This is a genomic window from Acinetobacter sp. 1566109, from assembly GCF_000582255.1.
In the GTDB taxonomy this organism is placed as follows: domain Bacteria; phylum Pseudomonadota; class Gammaproteobacteria; order Pseudomonadales; family Moraxellaceae; genus Acinetobacter; species Acinetobacter nosocomialis.
This window is the reverse complement of the sequence record NZ_JEYB01000153.1, coordinates 1-1947: the sequence shown is the minus strand read 5'-3', so window position 1 is coordinate 1947 and position 1947 is coordinate 1. Positions and strand designations below refer to the sequence as shown.

The following is a 1947-nucleotide window of genomic DNA, read 5'->3' as shown; positions in this document are numbered from 1 at the left end:
CTAGTTAAATCATAAAAAGTACTTGCAACAACATAAAAATATGATAATTTATGTCTTAGGAATAATTTTTCCTAGTTACCTAGTAAAAAATATGAGGCTCTATTATGTCATATACCTATCTCACAGCCCAGCAACTGGCTGAAAAAATCCAGTACGACGCTCGTACTATCCGCAACCAACTGAAGGACAGTGTCTTTATTGAAGGTGTTCACTACATCCGTCCTTTTGGTGGTCGAAAAATTCTTTTTGTTTGGGAACGCATTGAAACTGAAATGCTTAAATTCACCGGTTTAAGCATGGATGCCTTGCAATAAGGCTTAGGAGGTTTAACTGATGGCTACCATCCGGGAACGAAGTGGCAAACTGATTGCCGACTTTCGCTACATGGGCATTCGTTGCAGAGAAACAACCAATCTTGAAGACAATGCCTATAACCGTCGCATTTTGAAAAAACGTCTCGAACAGCTTGAGGCAGAAATCACACTGGGCACTTTTGAATACGAAAAGTACTTTCCAAAAAGTAAACGTGTTGAGGAGTTTAAGGAAAAAAGAAGTCAGCAAATTGCTGTACAGACCAAAGTTCCTCTTTTTAAAGAGTTTACTGAATTGTGGTTTAAGCAGAAACAAGTTGAATGGAGAACCTCATATCAGCAAAAGGTTTTAATTGTGATCAAAAACTATTTGATTCCTGCTTTTGGTAATCAAGTTCTCTCGAAAATCAAGAAGTCAGACTTGCTGAACTTCCGTGCTTCCCTCGCCAAAGTGACACACGGAAAAGATCAAACAAGTCTGAAAGCATCGCGGATTAATCAAATCATGACGCCTTTACGTATGATACTCAATGATGCGGCTGAACGATACGAGTTTGAGTCGCCTTATAAAAATATTAACAATCTGAAGGAAGGTAAGATTGAAGTCACACCTTTTTCTCTGGAAGAGGTGCATAAAATTCTTACCACAGTGCGTGAAGACTTCCGCCCCTATTACACCATCCGCTTTTTTACGGGTATGCGCACCAGTGAGATCGATGGATTGCAATGGAAAAATATCGACTTGCAACGTCGTGAGATCCATATCCGTGAAGCGTTAGTGAATGGTGTTCTTGGTGGAACCAAAACTTATGGTTCTGACCGTACCATCCAAATGAGTGATCGGGTTTATCAGGCCTTTCTGCAACAGAAAAGCCTCAACAACGGAAAATCGGACTTCGTCTTCTGCAACCGTGATGGTGGTCCTCTAGACTACCGTTTAGTTAATAAACGTGTCTGGCACCCTATCCTGCGCTTTCTAGGATTGAAGCCTAGAAGAGCCTATCAAACACGTCATACCGCAGCAACACTCTGGCTGTCGGCGGGAGAGAATCCGGAATGGATCGCACGTCAATTGGGACATTCAACGACTGAAATGCTATTCCGAGTCTATAGCCGTTACATCCCCAATGTTACGCGCCGCGATGGCAGTGCATTTGAAGCCATGCTGGAAAAACTAAATACAGAGGAGCTTGCACATGAACAGTAAAGCTTTCTTTGGTGGTGTGGTGGTCAGCCCTGAAGCAGATTTGGTCGCTCGTGAACTCATTCATGAGTTTCACATTCCCAAACTGCACAATCTGGCCTTTTTGCTGGAAATCAATAAATGCTTCGATGACCACCAAGCATTGAGACTCTGGTTACAGCGAATGCTGGATGAAGGACAAGCTCATTACGATGACTTGGCTCAACAGGCCCGTCTCCGCTTGATGAGTCTCGCTCACTCATAAAACAAACATAAAAGGTCATCAAATCGATGACCTTAGCCCCTTTATACCTATAAAAAGGTCAACATATGAATAAAGATATTTCAATTTGGATGCCACTCTATATTGGCGACCTACAGGCGAAATTTGCACGAATGACAGCAGAACAAATTGGTGCGGCACTGCTGTTAATGATGGATTTCTGGAAAAAT

The 1947-nt window shown here is 42.2% G+C and carries 3 protein-coding genes and 1 pseudogene; all 4 read left to right on the top strand.

The genetic code is table 11. The features are described from left to right. Positions 1-104 precede the first annotated feature (104 nt). Positions 105-314, top strand: a complete 210-nt coding sequence (locus J582_RS24885) for a hypothetical protein (RefSeq protein WP_000122748.1) — start codon at positions 105-107, stop codon at positions 312-314. Positions 315-333: 19 nt separating this feature from the next. Next, positions 334-1518, top strand: a complete 1185-nt coding sequence (locus tag J582_RS24880; protein WP_032048893.1) for a site-specific integrase — start codon at positions 334-336, stop codon at positions 1516-1518. Continuing rightward, positions 1508-1759 (top strand): hypothetical protein, encoded by a 252-nt coding sequence (locus J582_RS24875; protein ID WP_005092513.1) that lies wholly within the window; start codon positions 1508-1510, stop codon positions 1757-1759. Before J582_RS24880 ends, J582_RS24875 begins: the two co-directional genes overlap by 11 nt. Positions 1760-1824: 65 nt before the next feature. Then, positions 1825-1947, top strand: a pseudogene (locus J582_RS26595) (DUF1376 domain-containing protein); the annotation flags it as partial.